We start from the raw sequence: 15,069 nt of genomic DNA, 5'->3' as shown, positions 1-15,069 counted from the left end.
AGGGGTCGCACAAACGAAAACCACCGCGACGGCGGCAAGCCAGTCGCGGCGGTCTCTTTCTTCAACCCCTCACCCGCCCCGCTGCGCGGGCCACCCTCTCCCGCAAGGGGAGAGGGGTATCAGGTCCGTTCCGGGATCCGCACCATCATGCGCTCGTAGCCTTTCACGAAGGTCGAGTAGACGCGCTTGGGCTCTTCCAGGACCTCGATCTTCGGGAAGCGCTTGAGGATCTCTTCCCAGACGATCTTGAGCTGCATCTCGGCCAGGCGGTTGCCCACGCAGCGGTGGATGCCGAAGCCGAACGACAGGTGGCGGCGGGCGTTGGGGCGATCGACGATGAACTGGTCAGCGTTCTCGATGACCGTGTCGTCGCGGTTGCCCGAGACGTACCACATGACGACCTTGTCGCCCTTCTTGATCGTCTGGCCGGCCAGCTCGAAATCTTCCAGCGCCGTGCGGCGCATATGGGCCAGCGGCGTCTGCCAGCGGATGATCTCCGAGACCATGTTCGGGATCAGGCTGGGATCGGCGCGCAGCTTGGCTTCTTCCTGCGGGTTCTTGGACAGGGCGTAGAGGCCGCCGGTCAGCGAGTTGCGGGTCGTGTCATTGCCGCCGACGATCAGCAGGATGACATTGCCCAGATACTCCATCGGCGGCATGTCGCGGGTGGCTTCGCCGTGGGCCAGCATCGAGATCAGGTCGTTGCCCGGCTCGGTCAGGTTCACCCGCTCGTTCCAGAGGTTGGTGAAATAGGCCAGGCACTCCAGCAGCTCGGCGCGACGGGCCTCCTCGCTCTCGATCAGACCGCTCTCGGGCGAGGCGGTGGCGATGTCAGACCAGCGGGTCAGCCTGCGGCGCTCTTCCCACGGGAAGTCGAACAGGGTGGCCAGCATCTGGGTGGTCAGCTCGATCGAGACCTTGTCGACCCAGTCGAACGGCTCGTTGATCGGCAAGGCGTCGAGGATCTGGCAGACCCGCTCGCGGATGATCCCTTCCAGACGACCCAGGTTCTGCGGCGAGACGATCGGGCTGACCGTCTTGCGCTGAATGTCGTGCTTGGGCTGGTCCATGGCGATGAACATCGGCAGGACGAAGTCCTCGTCGAAGTTCCGGATGGTGATGCCGCCCAGGTGCGCGTCCGACGAGAAGACCTGATGGGTCGTGTCGACGGTCATGATGTCGTTGTAGCGGGTGATCGACCAGTAGGGGCCGACCTCCTCGTCACCCTTCGAATAGTGGACCGGCGCTTCCTTCCGAAGGCGCTCGAAATAGGGCCACATCGCATCGGCCTGGAACAACGCCGGATCGGCGATGTGATAGTCTTCGAGGGGAATGGAATAGGCTCGCGCCCGCGCGTCAGCCTTAAGGTCGATCGAACCGTCGCTCATGAGATCCTCCCGCGGATCGGTGTTTTGCGACATCACGCCAGAAAATGACGCCTGTGTCACTTTTAAAATGCATGCTTTCGACGCCCTTGCGTCACGACATCGCGAGGTCCATTTCAGGCGCATGTTCATTCAGACCGAAACCACGCCCAATCCCGAGGTCCTGAAGTTCCTTCCCGGCCGCGAAGTGCTGGGTGAGGGCGCGCGCGAATTCCGCACGCCTGAAGAGGGCGACGCCTCGCCGCTGGCCAAGGCGCTGTTCGACCTCGGCGATGTGACGCGGGTGTTTTTCGGCCCCGATTTCCTGACCGTGACCAAGGGCGAGGACGCCCAGTGGCCGCACCTGAAGGCGCCGATCCTGGCGGCGATCATGGACCACTTCACCAGCGGCCGTCCGCTGCTGCTGGACCAGAACGCCGAGAGCGGCGGCCATGACGAGGGCGACTACGACGAGGAGACCTCGCAGATCGTCGCCGAGATCAAGGAACTGCTCGACACCCGCATCCGCCCGGCTGTGGCTCAGGACGGCGGCGACATCGTCTTTTCACGGTTCGAGCCGCAGACCGGCGTGGTGTGGCTGCACATGCGCGGCGCCTGTTCGGGCTGTCCGTCTTCGTCGGCGACCCTCAAGTCCGGCGTCGAGAACATGCTCAAGCACTACGTCCCCGAAGTGACGCGGGTCGAGCAGACGCTCTGACCTTTCCAGGTTGATCCGCCCTTTCGGGCCGCTATATCGTAACCTCTGCAGTTACGGAAAGGACCTCCCATGGCCAAGCTTGAAGACGCCACGCTCGACCAGTTGTTCACGCAGGCTCGCAGCTACAACGGCTGGAACCCCGAGCCCCTGCCCGAGAGCGTCCTGCGCGAGCTCTATGCGCTGACCAAGTTTGGTCCGACGGCGGCCAACGGCAGCCCCGCCCGCTTCTATTTCGTGACCTCGGCCGAGGCCAAGGAACGCCTGGCCAAGCTGTCGTCCGGCTCGAACGGGCCCAAGATCCTGCAGGCGCCGTGCACGGTCATCATCGGCTATGACCTGGATTTCCCGCAAACCCTGCCCAAGCTGTTCCCGCACGCGCCCGGCGCCAAGGACTGGTTCAGCGACCCCGTGGCCAAGGAGTGGGGCGCGCTGCGCAACAGCTCGCTGCAGGGCGGCTATTTCATGATCGCCGCGCGGGCGCTGGGCCTGGATGTCGGTCCGATGTCGGGCTTTGACAACGCCGCCGTCGACGCCGAGTTCTTCGCGGGGACGAACATCAAGAGCAACTTCATCGTCTCGATCGGCCACGGCACGGACGAAGGCCTGTTCCCGCGCAACCCGCGCCTGGACTTCGACGAAGCCGCCAAGATTCTGTAAAAACCTGTCATCCCGGCCCGGCGCCTTGGCGCGCCGAGCCGGGATCGCCGGAAGCGCCGAGCCTGTTGCGGTCCCGGCTCTTCGCTGCGCTGCGGCCGGGATGACAAGGATTTTGTGCATGTCATGCACATTGGCTAGAAGGGGGGTCATGACCCCCCGCCACAGCTACCTCGCCCTGCCACTGCTGCTTCTGGCCGCCTGCGGTCCCGCCAAGACCGACGACAGCGCCAAGGGCCCGGTCACCGTGGCCATTGCGCCCTACGCGGGCGGCCCCCTGAAAATCAGCAACGACGGGGTCGGCCCGATCACCAGCGCGGTGGCCTTTGACCTCGCCACCCTGAAGTTGCTCTTCCCCAAGGCCAAGGTCGAACAGGCCTTCCTGCAGTCGGGCGACGGCCCGGCCCAGCCGATCATCACCCTCGAACAGGACAACACGCCGCTGGCCGAGATCGGCAAGCGCGACGAGGGCGACATCGCCTATGTCCGCGTCGAGGCGGGCGACGCGCGCGGGCCCAAGGACGAACAGTTGCTGGCCAAGTGGGGCGATCTTGGCTTCACCGCCGACCAGTGCCGGGCGGGCGAAGGCCGCGAGGTCAACATGACGATCTGCGTGCGCCCTGACGCCCCGCAGGTGTCGTACGTCTTCGGCGTTCCCGGCTGGACCAAGCCTGAGCTGCCGCCGGAGGCGACGCTGAAGGCCAAGGGTCAGCTCAACACCCTGATCTGGCGTCCCGCCGAGGGCGCCGTCGTCGGCGCGGCCTGAGCCATGATCCTGTCGATCGACACCTGCCTGGGCGCCAGCTCGGTCGCCATCCTCGACGGCGACCGCGTGCTGGCCATGCGAACCGAACCGATGACCCGGGGCCACCAGGAGCGCATCGGGATCCTGGCGCGCGAGACCGCCGCAGAGGCGGGCGTCGCGTTCACGGACCTGTCGCGGATCGCCGTGACGGTGGGACCCGGCTCCTTCACCGGCCTGCGTGTGGGCCTGGCCTTCGCCAAGGGCCTGGCCACCGCGCTCTCCATCCCGTGCGTGGGGGTCAATACGCTGGAGAGCCTGGCGTTCGGGACCAAGGGCTTCGCCGTCGCCCTGATCGATGCGCGCATGGAGCAGGTCTATATGCAGGCCTTCGTCGATGGTGCAGCCGTGATGGCGCCCGACGCCCTGGGCCTTGGCGAAGCCTCAGCGCGCCTCGTTGAGCTGTATTCCGGCGGCCCGGCGACCCTGATCGGCTCAGGCGCGCCGTTGCTGGCCGACACCATGAGGGGGGCGGTGATCCTGACCCCCGCCGCGCCCGATCCCGTGGCCGTGGCGCGCCTGGCGGCGGGCCGACCCGCCCCGACCCACGCGCCCCGGCCGCTGTATCTGCGCGCGCCTTACGCAACCCTGCCCGCCGCCTAGGCTGATCATGAACCTGCGTCCCGTCGGCTCCGAAGCCGCCTTCGATCTCGCCGACCTGCACGACAAGGCCTTCGATCGCCCCTGGACGGCGCTGGAGTTCGACGACCTGCTGAAGTCCCCAGGCGCTTTCGCGATCCTTGGCGAGGCGGGCGAGCCGGCGGAGGCCAAGGGCTTCATCCTGTGCCGCTCGATCGCCGGCGAGGCCGAAATCCTGACCGTAGCGGTCGATCCCGCCGCCCGTCGGCGCGGCTGGGGCGCGGCCCTGGTCGCGGTGGCCGCCGGGATCGCCGCCGAGACCAAGGCCGAGGCGATGTTTCTGGAGGTCGCCGCCGACAACCTCGCCGCCATCGCGCTGTACCAGACCACCGGCTTCCTCAAGGTGGGTTTGCGCAAGGGCTATTATCCCCATCCCGATGGGGCCAAGGACGCGCTGGTGATGCGACGGGCGCTTAACACTTAAGGGTCTACCGCCTATCTTGCCGGCGACTCAGACGGAGGCTCCGCCGTGGATCGACTCGAAAAGGCCTGTATCGAAAAAGGCATGCGCATGACCGACCAGCGTCGGGTCATCGCACGCGTGCTGTCGTCGGCCGAGGACCATCCGGACGTCGAGGAGCTGCACCGCCGCGCCCACGCCATCGATCCGCACATCTCGATCGCCACGGTCTACCGCACGGTACGTCTGTTCGAAGAAAGCGGCATCATCGAGCGCCACGACTTCCGCGACGGCCGCTCGCGTTACGAGCAGAGCCCGGACCACCACCACGACCACCTGATCGACATGAAGACCGGCAAGGTCGTCGAGTTCGTGGACGAGGAGATCGAGGCCCTGCAGCACGCGATCGCCAAGAAGCTCGGCTACAAGCTGATCGACCACCGCCTCGAGCTCTACGGAATGCCGCTGGAGGAGTAAGTCCAGCCCTTCTCCCCTTGCGGGAGAAGGTGTCGCGAAGCGACGGATGAGGGGTCGAGCGGGCCCTACCGAGAAACCCCTCATCCGAGCCGCTGACGCGGCCCACCTTCTCCCACAAGGGGAGAAGGAGACGCGCTGCGACCCCGCCACCCTTGCACACCGGGCCTCTCACCCCCATAACCTCGCCGCATGAGCGAGACCCCGCAAAAGCGCCTCTTCATCAAGACCTACGGCTGTCAGATGAACGTCTATGACAGCGAGCGCATGGCCGATGTCCTGCGTCCGCTGGGCTATGGCGTCGTCGACGAGCCCGAAGGCGCGGACCTGGTGGTGCTGAACACCTGCCACATCCGCGAGAAGGCCACCGAGAAGGTCTATTCGGAGCTTGGCTACATCAAGCAGATGAAGGACCGGAAGGCCGAGGCCGGCGGTCGCATGACCATCGCCGTGGCCGGGTGCGTCGCCCAGGCCGAGGGCAAGGAGATCATGAACCGCCAGAAGGCGGTCGATCTGGTGGTCGGGCCCCAGGCCTATCACCAGCTGCCCGAGCTGATCGCCCGCGCCCACCGCGCGACCGGCGAGCGCCTGGCCGCCGACTTCGCCGCCGACGAAAAGTTCGACGCCCTGCCGGCCGAGCGCCACGTGACCGGCGTCACCGCGTTCCTGACGGTGCAGGAAGGCTGCGACAAGTTCTGCACCTTCTGCGTGGTGCCCTATACGCGCGGCGGCGAATGGTCGCGGCCGGTGAGCGACATCGTCGAGGAGGCCAAGCGTCTGGCCGACCAGGGCGTACGCGAAGTCACCCTGCTGGGCCAGAACGTCAACGCCTATGACGGCGACGGCTCGACCCTGGCCAAGCTGGTCCGTCAGCTGGCCAAGATCGATGGCCTGGACCGCATCCGCTACACGACCAGCCACCCGCGCGACATGGGCGATGATCTGATCGAGGCCCACGGCGAGCTGCCGGAGCTGATGCCCTATCTGCACCTGCCGGTGCAGGCGGGCAGCGACAAGATCCTCAAGGCCATGAACCGCGACCACACGGCCGAAAGCTATGTGAAGCTGATCGAGAAGATCCGCGCCGCGCGGCCCGACATCGCCATGAGCGGCGACTTCATCGTCGGCTTCCCTGGCGAGCGCGACGGCGACTTCGAAAAGACCCTGGAGCTGGTGCGCGAGGTCGGCTTCGCCAGCGCCTTCTCGTTCAAGTATTCGCGCCGTCCGGGCACGCCGGCCTCGGCCATGCCCGGCCAGGTCGACGAAGCGGTCAAGGCAGAGCGCCTGGAGCGCCTGAACCAACTGCTCGACGAACAGCAGCGCGCCTTCAACGCCAGCCAGGTGGGCAAGGTGCTGCCGGTGCTGTTCGAGAAGGCCGGCCGCCATCCTGGCCAGGTCGTGGGCCGCAGCCCCTATCTGCAGGCCGTCCACGCAGAGGGCGGTGAGCATCTGATCGGGACGATCGTTCCCGTCCATATCGAGAGCGCCGCCAAGATGAGCCTGGCGGGCCGGCTCGAACCCGTTCTGGAGACCGCTTGAGTCGCACCCCTGAGTTCCTGCCGCTGTCCGACGACGCGGTCCACGCCGTCTCGGGCCCCAGCGGCCGTCACGCGGCCCTGATCGAAGACGCCTTCAAGGTGCTGATCGAGACGCCGGGCGGCGGCGTCACCCTGACCGGCGACGCGCGCGGCCGCACCAGCGCCAAGCGCGCGCTGCAGACCCTGGCCGCCCGCGCCGACGCCGGCGAGGAAGTGGTCGAGGCCGATGTACGGATCGCCATCGGCGGCGCGCACGAGACCAGCGGTCAGGCCTCGCCCCGCGCGGTGCGCAAGGGCAATGTCTCGCCCAAGACCAAGAGCCAGGCGCAGTACCTGGAGCGGATGGCGACCCACCCGCTGGTCTTTGGCCTGGGCCCCGCCGGCACCGGCAAGACCTTCCTGGCCGTGGCCCATGGCGCGGGCATGCTGATGCGGGGCGAAGTCGATCGCCTGATCGTCACCCGCCCCGCCGTCGAGGCCGGCGAAAAACTCGGATTTCTTCCGGGCGACCTGAACGAGAAGGTCGATCCCTATATGGCGCCGGTCTGGGAGGCCCTGACCGACATCATGGGCGCGGACCAGCTGCGCCGCCGCCGCGAGAAACTGGAGATCGAGGTCGCCCCGATCGCCTTCATGCGCGGTCGCACGCTGGCGCATGCATTCGTCATCGTCGACGAGGCTCAGAACTGCTCGCGGCTGCAGATGAAGATGGTGCTGACCCGCATCGGCGAGGGCGCGCGCATGGTCGTCACCGGCGATCCGACCCAGGTGGATCTGCTCAATCCGCGTGACTCCGGCCTAGCCCACGCCGTGTCGATCCTGGAAGGCGTCGAGGGCGTGGCGGTGTCGCGCTTCACCGCCTCCGACGTCGTGCGCCACCCGCTCGTCGAACGCATCGTCAAGGCCTATGACGCGGACGCGGCGCAGAGTACTCCCCGGTAACATGACCCTTACCGTTGATATCGAGATCGAGGACGAGGCCTGGACGACGGCGGAGGCCGAGACCGAGGCCCTGGTCTGGCGCGCCGCCCAGGCCGTGCTGGACGCCCATGAGGACATCGAAGGCCACGGGATCGTGATCCTGCTGACCGATGACGACAGCGTTCAGGCGCTGAACCGCGAGTTCCGTCAGAAGGACTATGCGACCAACGTCCTGTCCTTCCCCTCCCCGCCCAATCCGGAGGGTCAGATCGGCGATATCGCCCTGGCCTATGGGGTCTGCGCGCGCGAAGCGGCCGAACAGGGCAAGCCGCTGGCCCACCATCTGCAACATCTGGTGGCGCACGGCGTGCTTCATCTCCTAGGATATGATCACGAGCGCGACGACGAGGCGGAAGCCATGGAAGCGCTCGAACGCGAAATCCTGGCGGGTCTGGACGTTCCGGACCCATACGCCAGCGATGAAGAGGGACGCTGACCAGGGCCATGCCCAGCGACGAGCCTAGTCAACAGCCCGCCGCCCGACGAAGCCGGGGCGTGCGGGCGTTCTTTCGCCATATGCGCAGGCAACTGATGGGCGGCGGCGAGCCCCCTCGCCCGCCCGAAACCGCGGGGTCTGCGGGCGTAGTCGACCTGGTGGATCAGGCCGAGGCATTCCAGAGCCTGCGGGTCGCCGATGTGATGACGCCGCGCGCCGACATCGTCGCCGTCGAGCTCTCGACGCCGTTCGAGGCGGTGGCGGCCCAGTTCGCCGAGGCCGAGCATTCGCGGATGCCCATCTATCGCGAGACTCTCGACGACCCCGTCGGCGTCGTCCACGTCAAGGATGTGTTCCGCTTGCTGGCCGACGAGGCCAAACGGCCCGCGCCCGCCGATCCGGTGTTGAACAAGCTGCGCCGTGACGCGTTGTACGTGCCCGCTTCCATGAAGGCCGCCGACCTCCTGCTCCGCATGCGCACCAGCCGAATCCACATGGCCCTCGTGATCGACGAGTTCGGCGGCACCGACGGCCTGGTCTCGATGGAGGACCTGATCGAAGCGGTCGTCAGCGAGATCGACGATGAGCACGACGACGCCACCGCCGTCGCGGTGGTGGCCCGCCCGGGCGGAGTGTTCGACGCTGACGCCCGCGCGCCGCTGGAGGAGCTGGAGGCGGCGCTGAACCATGATCTGGCGCCGCCCGACATGGACGAGGATATCGACACCGTCGCCGGGCTGGTCGTCGCCCTGGCCGGACGCGTGCCGCAGCGGGGCGAGGTGATCGCCCATCCCGACGGCTTCGAGTTCGAAGTGGTCGAGGCCGATCCGCGTCGGGTGCGGCGCATTCGTGTTCGGGGCGGTCCTTCCCGACCGTCAGAGACCGCCGTGGACGGCGCCCCGCTCGACGCAAGGCTCTCGTGACGGCCTGGGCGCGGTTTCGCGAACGCCGCTGGAGCGGCCCCCTGCTGGCCCTGGTCTCAGGCCTGGCGGCGGCGTTGGCGCATCCGCCCTTCGGCTTTTTGCCCGGCCTGCTGGGCTATGCGGCGCTGCTCTATCTGATCGACGGCGCTGACGCCGAGCGCCCGCTGCGTTCGGCGTTCTGGCGGGGCTGGTTGGCGGGTCTGGGCTATTTTGGCCTCAGCACCTGGTGGGTCGGCGAAGCCTTCCTGGTGGACGCCGCCGTCCACGGGTGGATGGCGCCGTTCGCGGTTTCGGCGATGGCGGCGGGCTTGGCGCTGTTCTGGGGTCTCGCCGCCCTGGCCAATCGTTGGATGAGGCCAGCGAGCGTCTGGCGCATCCTGACCTTCGCCGGCGCGTTCGCGGCGCTGGAATGGGCGCGCGGTCATATTCTGACGGGCTTTCCGTGGAACCTCATCGGCGAAACCTGGCGCGCCGGCTCGGCCCCGTCGCAGGCCGCCGCCCTGGTCGGCGCCTACGGCCTGACCTGGATCACGTTAGCCATCGCCAGCGCGCCGTCGGTGTGGCGCGAGGGACGCGCCGGCCGACTGGCCTTGGGCGCGGCCGCCGCCGGCTTGGTGGCACTCTATGGCTATGGCGCGTTCGTTCTGTCCAAGCCTGTCGGACCCAGCGGACCCACCACGGTGCGCATCGTCCAGGCGGACATCAAGCAGGACCTCAAATGGGACGCCGAGCGCTTTGCTCAGATCGTCCAGGCCTATGTTTCGCTGACCGCCACGCCCTATGCCGACAAGCCGGTTGATGTCGTGATCTGGCCCGAAGGCGCGGTGCCCGCGGCGGTCAATGACTATCTCGCGCCCGGCTCATGGGTGAGGCAGGCCATTGTCGACAGCCTGGTCCCGGGCCAGGTCTTGCTCATCGGCGGCTATCGCTATGAAGGCGCGGTCGATCGCCCGACCTATTACAACAGCCTCGTCGCCCTTCGCCGGGGCGCCAGCGATCTGGAACTGGTCGGGATCTATGACAAGCACCGCCTGGTGCCGTTCGGCGAGTACTTGCCGGCCGAGCGCTTTCTGACGGCGATCGGCTTCAAGACCCTGGCGCATCTTGGCGACAGCTTCACTACGGGTCCTGCGCCCGCCCCGTTGCGGATATCTCCTGATCTGCTGGTTCAACCGCTGATCTGCTACGAGAGCCTGTTCCCCGGCCTGGCCAGGCCAGATCCAAGCGTCCGGGCCCTGATCAATGTCTCGAACGACGCCTGGTTTGGCGTGACGTCGGGCCCGCCACAGCATCTGAACCTGGCGAGCTACCGCGCGATCGAAAGCGCCCGGCCGCTTTTACGCGCCACGCCCACCGGAATCAGCGGCGTCATCGACGCACGCGGCCGTCTCGCGCCCGGAGCTTCGCTGGGCCTAGGAAAAAGCGGCGTCATCGACGCGCAAATACCAGGTGTGGGTGAGGTTACGCCCTACGACGACTTCGGAGATGCAGCCTTTTGGGCGCTTTTACTGATATCAGGGGTTGCATCAGCTCGCTTACGGATCGGTAAAACCTCATCCTCTATTGCGCGCTAGTGAAACTTGAGCTGAACTAAAGCCTAGTTTCAGCTTCTGGCGTGGGCATGAGCGAACCGTCGGACACCGAACGCCACCCCAATCCCGTCGACCTGCATGTTGGCGCCCGCATTCGCATGCGTCGTCGGATCCTGGGCGTCAGCCAGGAGCGCCTCGCCGAGGACCTCGGCCTCACCTTCCAGCAGATCCAGAAGTACGAGCGCGGAGCCAATCGGGTCAGCGCCAGCAAGCTCTATGAAATCGCCAGGAGCCTGCAGTCGCCCGTCGACTACTTCTTCGAGGGTCTCGAGGACGCTGCGGGCGGCGGCATGGCCGACGAAGGCGGGCCGTTCACGCACGATTTCCTGATGACGCCCGAAGGGCTGGAACTGGCGACGCTGTTCCCAAAGATCGATCGACAGAAGGTTCGGCGGCGGATCCTGGAGCTGGTGCGATCCATGGCCGCCGAGGACGCGGCTAGCGGCTTGGACGACTGACGCGGCTGTTAGATAAGCTCGCCTTGCTCGCATAAACATATCTTTATATGATTCTGGTCTAACTGAACGCCGACTGGGCGCCGCGCGCCCGTGCGTGTCTTCATGACCGGAGCTGTCTCTTGAGCCGTTCGTCCTACATCTTCACCAGCGAGAGCGTTTCCGAAGGTCACCCCGACAAGGTCGCCGATCGCATCAGCGACACCGTCGTCGACGCCTTCCTCTCGGTCGATCCCGAGGCGCGCGTCGCCTGCGAGACCTTGGTGACCACCAATCGCGTCGTGCTGGCCGGTGAGGTTCGCGCCGGCAAGCCGGACGGCGACAAGAAGGCCAACAAGCAGCTGACTAAGGACATCCTCGGCTCCCTGGAGCCGAAGGTCCGCGCGGCGATCAAGGATATCGGCTACGAGCAGAAGGGCTTCCACTGGAACAAGGCGAAGTACTCCAACTTCCTGCACGGCCAGTCCGCCCACATCGCCCAGGGCGTGGACGCCACCGACAAGAAGGAAGAAGGCGCCGGCGACCAGGGCATCATGTTCGGCTACGCCAGCACCGAGACCCCGGAACTGATGCCGGCCACGCTGCAATACAGCCACAACATCCTCAAGCGCCTGGCCGAGCTGCGTCACAGTGGCGCGCTCTCCGAGCTCGAGCCCGACGCCAAGAGCCAGGTCACCCTGGAATATGACGGTAATGGACGCCCGCTGCGCGTGGTCTCGATCGTCGTGTCGCACCAGCACAAGAAGAAGATCGACGGCAAGGCCGCGACCTCCAAGCGCGTGCTGGAGCTGATCAAGCCGCACATCCTGCCGATCTTCCCCGACGGCCTGATCACCAAGAAGACCCAGTGGCTGGTCAATCCGACCGGCCGCTTCGAGATCGGCGGCCCGGACGGCGACGCTGGTCTCACCGGTCGCAAGATCATCGTCGACACCTACGGCGGCGCGGCCCCGCACGGCGGCGGCGCGTTCTCGGGCAAGGATCCGACCAAGGTCGACCGCTCGGCGGCCTATGCCTGCCGCTACCTGGCCAAGAACGTGGTCGCCGCGGGTCTGGCCGATCGCTGCACCATCCAGATCGCCTACGCCATTGGCGTCGCCCAGCCGGTTTCGTTCCACGTTGACCTGCACGGCACCGGCAAGGTGGATCCGGCGGTGCTGGAAAAGACCCTGCCGCAGCTGATCGGCGGCGCCACCCCGCGCGCGATCCGCGAGCACCTGCAACTGAACCGCCCGATCTACGCCCGCACCGCCGCCTACGGTCACTTTGGCCGGACGCCGGACAGCGAGGGCGGCTTCTCGTGGGAGAAGACCGACCTCATGAGCGACCTGAAGGGCCTGGCGTAAGCCTCGATCCTTTGGCTATGCGAGCGGGCTCCGGTTAGCGCCGGGGCCCGTTTTCGTTTGAGCCGTGCGTCCTTCGAGGCGCGCTCAGGAGCGCGCACCTCAGGATGAGGTCGTTATGGCAACGGCTCCCTCATCCTGAGGCTCCCGAGCAGCGGGCCTCGAAGAACCCACGACGCTGGCCTCTCGCGTCTATCACCGCTAAGACGCCCGCCCATGACCAACCCGCAACAACCCCACGGGCCGCTGCGCTCGTTCGGCCGCCTGAAGTCGCGCCCTGTGAAGCCGCGCCAGCAGGCCCTGCTCGACACCCTGTTGCCGCAGATCGCCGTCCCGAGCGGTCCGTTCCAGCCGCTGAACCTGATGCCCGAGGCCAAGGCCGTCTGGCTGGAGATCGGCTTTGGCGGCGGCGAGCACATGGCGGCCCAGGCGGGCCGCAACCCCGAAACCCTGGTGATCGGCGCCGAGCCCTTCGTGAACGGCGTGGCCAGCGCCGTGCGTCACGTCGAGGAGCAGGCGCTCAAGAACGTCCGCATCCACGAGGGCGACGCCCGCGACGTGGTGGACTGGCTGCCCGACGCCTGCCTGGATCGCGTGTTCATCATGTTCCCGGATCCCTGGCACAAGGCCCGGCACAACAAGCGCCGCCTGATCCAGCCGGAGTTCGTGCGCGAGCTGGCGCGGGTCATGAAGCCGGGCGCCGCCCTGCGTTTCGCCACCGACTGGGCCGACTACGCCGAGTGGACGACCGAGCGGGTGCTGGCCGATCCGGACTTCCGTTTCGCCGATGAGGCGGCGGACCGCAACGCGATCCCAACCGACCACGTGACCACGCGCTACGAGGAAAAGAAGCTGGGCGACTGCGCGCCGGTGTTCCTGGACTTTGTCAGGGCTTAGTCGAACGGCGTCAGACGTGCTTCCCCGAGGCCTCGGACACACCTAGGCTCGCACCCGAACGCCCCCCGTCAGGGGCGACTTGGGAGGCGGTCATGTCTTGGATTTCGGAGCACTACGCCGGCGTCTTGGTGGTCAGCGGCCTTCTGACCTTGTCGATGCTGCAGTTCGCGCTGGCGCCGGATCGGGCTCAGCGTTCGACCTTCGGTGAAGCACTTGAGGGGCCGGTCGCGGAGATCATCGTCCGCGGCTGGGGCCTGCTGATCGCCCTGATCGGCGGCATGTTGGTGTGGGCGGCCTTCCACCCGGAGACACGGGCCATGGCGGTCGCCGTGGCGGTCGTGAGCAAGGCCTTCTTTATCGGATCGCTGATCGCTCAGGGGCGTCGCTATCTGAAGGGCTTCTCAGGCGTCGCCATCCTCATTGACAGCGCAGTGATCGCCCTACTGGTGACCGGCCTATGGGCCAGTCACCAGGGCTGAACTAACTCAGTAGCTTTCGTTGTAGCGCTTGATCGCCGTGCGGATGATCTCGGCGGTCTCGTCGGGATCGGCCCAGCCGCTGATCTTCGTCGACTTGCCCTTTTCCAGGTCCTTGTAGTGCTGGAAGAAGTGGGCGATCTGCTCGGTCAGGATGGTGGGCAGGTCGCGCCAGCTGGTCACGCCGGTGTAGAACGGGTGCAGTTTGTCGACCGGTACGGCCAGGATCTTCTCATCCGAGCCAGCCTCGTCGACCATCATCAGGGTGCCGATCGGGCGGCAGCGGATGATCGCGCCGGGCACCACCGGGGTCGGACCCACCACCATGATGTCGGCGGGGTCGCCGTCGTCGGCCAGGGTGTGCGGGATGAAGCCGTAGTTGGCCGGATAGAACATCGCCGTGTGCAGGAAACGGTCGACCATCAGGGCGCCGCTTTCCTTGTCGATTTCATACTTCACCGGCTCGCCGCCCTGCGGGATCTCGATGATGGCGTTCAGGTCGTACGGCGGGTTTACGCCGACGGCGATCTTGGACAGGTCCATTTTGACTCTTTATCAGATGCGGCCCTTGGGGAGCGGCCTGCGCGGCTGGGCTTATAGGCCCAAAATGCTGCGGCGCGGAAGACGACTCCGGAGATTTCCCCGTCATGAGTCGACAACGATCGGCAATTCGCCTACAAAGCGTTCTACATCGTCCGTTAGCGCTGATGGCGCTTTCGAGCGGCGGCCCGAAAGGCTGCCGCTTTTTGTTTGGCCGAACGGTCTCAGCGCCGCCGGCCCAGAACTTGAGTTGAGAGACCGTGCGCGGGAAGACGCAGGAAGACCGTGACCTGATCGAGATGCTCGATCCCGTGGCCGAGAGCCTCGGCTACGAGATTGTTCGCCTGCGCCTGATGGGCGGGACCGAACAACGCCGCCTGCAGATCATGGCCGAGCACCCGCTGCTGGAAGACGGCACGGGCGGCGACATGAACGTCGAGGATTGCGCCAAGTTGTCGCGCGCCGTCTCCGAAGTGCTCGACGCGGCCGACCCGATCGTCGGCGAATACACTCTGGAAGTCTCCAGCCCCGGCATCGACCGGCCGCTGACCCGCCTGAAGGACTTTGACGACTATGCGGGCCTGGAAGCCCGCATCGAGCTTGATCGCGTGGCCGAGGGCCGCAAGCGCTTCAAGGGTGAACTCGCCGGGGTCGAGGACGACCAGGTGGGCCTGAACATCGAGGGCGAGGACGACGTCACCGTCTACTTCCCCTTCGCGTGGGTCATCGACGCCAAGCTCGTCATGACCGACGCCCTGATGGAGCGGGGGGCCAAGCAACGGGCCGCCCGCCTCGAATCCGAAAACGAAGACCTGTCCGAAAGTGAAGAGGACTGAC

Annotated in this window: 18 protein-coding genes and 2 pseudogenes; 18 read left to right on the top strand and 2 right to left on the bottom strand. The window is 66.6% G+C overall.

The window, feature by feature from the left end; all coding sequences use genetic code 11:
* Window positions 1-45: 45 nt before the first annotated feature.
* Window positions 46-159 (top strand): annotated as a pseudogene (locus CA606_RS20470) (hypothetical protein); the annotation flags it as partial.
* Here the strand turns inward: CA606_RS20470 and CA606_RS00305 are convergent.
* A complete protein-coding gene (locus tag CA606_RS00305; protein ID WP_096053931.1) occupies window positions 120-1,388 on the bottom strand; it encodes a cytochrome P450 in 1,269 nt (422 codons plus the stop codon). The pseudogene CA606_RS20470 and the gene CA606_RS00305 overlap by 40 nt on opposite strands.
* Before the next feature lie 121 nt (window positions 1,389-1,509).
* On the opposite strand from CA606_RS00305, the gene CA606_RS00300 reads away from it, so the two are divergent.
* The 16 genes and pseudogenes from CA606_RS00300 to CA606_RS00230 all read left to right on the top strand — a co-directional run bounded on the left by CA606_RS00300 (window position 1,510) and on the right by CA606_RS00230 (window position 13,695).
* Window positions 1,510-2,082, top strand: a complete 573-nt coding sequence (locus tag CA606_RS00300; RefSeq protein WP_096052919.1) for a NifU family protein — start codon at window positions 1,510-1,512, stop codon at window positions 2,080-2,082.
* A 69-nt stretch (window positions 2,083-2,151) separates the two neighbouring features.
* On the top strand, window positions 2,152-2,739 hold the full coding sequence (locus CA606_RS00295) for a malonic semialdehyde reductase (RefSeq protein ID WP_096052920.1): 588 nt from the start codon (window positions 2,152-2,154) through the stop codon (window positions 2,737-2,739).
* A gap of 148 nt (window positions 2,740-2,887) precedes the next feature.
* Window positions 2,888-3,502 carry a DUF1131 family protein gene (locus CA606_RS00290; RefSeq protein WP_181242712.1) on the top strand — a complete coding sequence of 205 codons (615 nt, stop codon included), beginning with the start codon at window positions 2,888-2,890 and terminating at the stop codon, window positions 3,500-3,502.
* A 3-nt stretch (window positions 3,503-3,505) separates the two neighbouring features.
* Window positions 3,506-4,141: a tRNA (adenosine(37)-N6)-threonylcarbamoyltransferase complex dimerization subunit type 1 TsaB gene (tsaB, locus tag CA606_RS00285; protein ID WP_096052922.1), complete on the top strand. Its 636-nt coding sequence runs from the start codon at window positions 3,506-3,508 to the stop codon at window positions 4,139-4,141.
* 7 nt (window positions 4,142-4,148) lie between these two features.
* Window positions 4,149-4,601, top strand: a complete 453-nt coding sequence (locus CA606_RS00280) for a GNAT family N-acetyltransferase (RefSeq protein ID WP_096052923.1) — start codon at window positions 4,149-4,151, stop codon at window positions 4,599-4,601.
* A 45-nt stretch (window positions 4,602-4,646) separates the two neighbouring features.
* Complete coding sequence (locus tag CA606_RS00275) at window positions 4,647-5,054, top strand: Fur family transcriptional regulator (RefSeq protein ID WP_010917946.1); 408 nt, start codon at window positions 4,647-4,649, stop codon at window positions 5,052-5,054.
* A 17-nt stretch (window positions 5,055-5,071) separates the two neighbouring features.
* A pseudogene (locus CA606_RS20465) lies at window positions 5,072-5,234 on the top strand (hypothetical protein).
* Window positions 5,235-5,243: 9 nt separating this feature from the next.
* Window positions 5,244-6,590 (top strand): tRNA (N6-isopentenyl adenosine(37)-C2)-methylthiotransferase MiaB, encoded by a 1,347-nt coding sequence (miaB, locus tag CA606_RS00270; RefSeq protein ID WP_096052924.1) that lies wholly within the window; start codon window positions 5,244-5,246, stop codon window positions 6,588-6,590.
* A complete protein-coding gene (locus tag CA606_RS00265) occupies window positions 6,587-7,531 on the top strand; it encodes a PhoH family protein (RefSeq protein ID WP_096052925.1) in 945 nt (314 codons plus the stop codon). The genes miaB and CA606_RS00265 overlap by 4 nt, the downstream gene beginning before the upstream one ends.
* A 19-nt stretch (window positions 7,532-7,550) precedes the next feature.
* Entirely contained in the window at window positions 7,551-8,006 is a 456-nt protein-coding gene (gene ybeY, locus CA606_RS00260; RefSeq protein ID WP_181242874.1) for an rRNA maturation RNase YbeY, read from the top strand.
* Window positions 8,007-8,014: 8 nt separating this feature from the next.
* The gene (locus CA606_RS00255; RefSeq protein WP_096052927.1) at window positions 8,015-8,929 is read left to right on the top strand and encodes a hemolysin family protein; all 915 of its coding nucleotides are present in this window, start codon (window positions 8,015-8,017) and stop codon (window positions 8,927-8,929) included.
* Window positions 8,926-10,503, top strand: a complete 1,578-nt coding sequence (gene lnt / locus CA606_RS00250; RefSeq protein WP_096052928.1) for an apolipoprotein N-acyltransferase — start codon at window positions 8,926-8,928, stop codon at window positions 10,501-10,503. The genes CA606_RS00255 and lnt overlap by 4 nt, the downstream gene beginning before the upstream one ends.
* A gap of 41 nt (window positions 10,504-10,544) precedes the next feature.
* Window positions 10,545-10,979 (top strand): helix-turn-helix domain-containing protein, encoded by a 435-nt coding sequence (locus CA606_RS00245; RefSeq protein ID WP_181242711.1) that lies wholly within the window; start codon window positions 10,545-10,547, stop codon window positions 10,977-10,979.
* Window positions 10,980-11,098: 119 nt separating this feature from the next.
* A complete protein-coding gene (metK, locus tag CA606_RS00240) occupies window positions 11,099-12,322 on the top strand; it encodes a methionine adenosyltransferase (RefSeq protein WP_096052930.1) in 1,224 nt (407 codons plus the stop codon).
* Window positions 12,323-12,535: 213 nt separating this feature from the next.
* Window positions 12,536-13,216, top strand: a complete 681-nt coding sequence (gene trmB / locus CA606_RS00235) for a tRNA (guanosine(46)-N7)-methyltransferase TrmB (protein ID WP_096052931.1) — start codon at window positions 12,536-12,538, stop codon at window positions 13,214-13,216.
* Between the two features lie 92 nt (window positions 13,217-13,308).
* Window positions 13,309-13,695, top strand: coding sequence for a hypothetical protein (locus tag CA606_RS00230; protein WP_096052932.1), 387 nt, complete (start codon window positions 13,309-13,311; stop codon window positions 13,693-13,695).
* Window positions 13,696-13,701: 6 nt separating this feature from the next.
* Here the strand turns inward: CA606_RS00230 and ppa are convergent, their stop codons facing one another.
* Window positions 13,702-14,235, bottom strand: coding sequence for an inorganic diphosphatase (gene ppa / locus CA606_RS00225; RefSeq protein WP_010917937.1), 534 nt, complete (start codon window positions 14,233-14,235; stop codon window positions 13,702-13,704).
* Between the two features lie 257 nt (window positions 14,236-14,492).
* On the opposite strand from ppa, the gene rimP reads away from it, so the two are divergent.
* Window positions 14,493-15,068 (top strand): ribosome maturation factor RimP, encoded by a 576-nt coding sequence (gene rimP, locus CA606_RS00220; protein WP_096052933.1) that lies wholly within the window; start codon window positions 14,493-14,495, stop codon window positions 15,066-15,068.
* Window position 15,069: the final 1 nt, after the last annotated feature.

Origin of the sequence: Caulobacter vibrioides (genome assembly GCF_002310375.3) — a bacterium.
GTDB classification, from domain to species: Bacteria; Pseudomonadota; Alphaproteobacteria; order Caulobacterales; family Caulobacteraceae; genus Caulobacter; species Caulobacter vibrioides_D.
This window is presented reverse-complemented; position numbering and strand designations above follow the sequence as displayed.

Coding starts and splice junctions, on each gene's coding strand:
- miaB (WP_096052924.1), top strand. CDS start 5,244: ATGAGCGAGACCCCGCAAAAGCGCCTCTTCATCAAGACCTACGGCTGT.
- CA606_RS00230 (WP_096052932.1), top strand. CDS start 13,309: ATGTCTTGGATTTCGGAGCACTACGCCGGCGTCTTGGTGGTCAGCGGC.
- CA606_RS00280 (WP_096052923.1), top strand. CDS start 4,149: ATGAACCTGCGTCCCGTCGGCTCCGAAGCCGCCTTCGATCTCGCCGAC.
- trmB (WP_096052931.1), top strand. CDS start 12,536: ATGACCAACCCGCAACAACCCCACGGGCCGCTGCGCTCGTTCGGCCGC.
- CA606_RS00290 (WP_181242712.1), top strand. CDS start 2,888: ATGACCCCCCGCCACAGCTACCTCGCCCTGCCACTGCTGCTTCTGGCC.
- CA606_RS00305 (WP_096053931.1), bottom strand. CDS start 1,388: ATGAGCGACGGTTCGATCGACCTTAAGGCTGACGCGCGGGCGCGAGCC.
- ppa (WP_010917937.1), bottom strand. CDS start 14,235: ATGGACCTGTCCAAGATCGCCGTCGGCGTAAACCCGCCGTACGACCTG.
- CA606_RS00300 (WP_096052919.1), top strand. CDS start 1,510: ATGTTCATTCAGACCGAAACCACGCCCAATCCCGAGGTCCTGAAGTTC.
- tsaB (WP_096052922.1), top strand. CDS start 3,506: ATGATCCTGTCGATCGACACCTGCCTGGGCGCCAGCTCGGTCGCCATC.
- CA606_RS00295 (WP_096052920.1), top strand. CDS start 2,152: ATGGCCAAGCTTGAAGACGCCACGCTCGACCAGTTGTTCACGCAGGCT.
- CA606_RS00255 (WP_096052927.1), top strand. CDS start 8,015: ATGCCCAGCGACGAGCCTAGTCAACAGCCCGCCGCCCGACGAAGCCGG.